Source organism: Cobetia sp. SIMBA_158 (assembly GCF_046566945.1).
GTDB classification, from domain to species: Bacteria; Pseudomonadota; Gammaproteobacteria; order Pseudomonadales; family Halomonadaceae; genus Cobetia; species Cobetia amphilecti.
The window spans coordinates 1-252 of the sequence record NZ_JAWJYL010000753.1 but is presented as its reverse complement, the minus strand read 5'-3'; the positions used below and the strand labels follow the sequence as shown (position 1 = coordinate 252).

The following is a 252-nucleotide window of genomic DNA, read 5'->3' as shown; positions in this document are numbered from 1 at the left end:
ATACCGCGCTCACCCTGATTGGGTCTTAGGCTCAGAAAATAACGAGCAACTGAGCTTTAGAAACCAGCTTGTGCTTGATTTAACGCGCACTGAGGTGGTTGAATATTTATACAAAGCCATTGACGATATTTTGGTTGAGTACCCAACAATTAAGTATATTAAATGGGATATGAACCGCGATATTAACCATGCGGGTAACTTTGATGGTAAGCCTGCGGTACATCAGCAAACACTGGCACTTTATCGCTTAAT

General features: G+C 41.7%; 1 protein-coding gene. It reads left to right on the top strand.

Translation table 11 applies throughout. The features are described 5' to 3' along the window. Positions 1-252, top strand: a 252-nt coding sequence (locus tag R2R70_RS21820) for an alpha-galactosidase (protein WP_410979171.1), incomplete at both ends; no start/stop codon positions are given.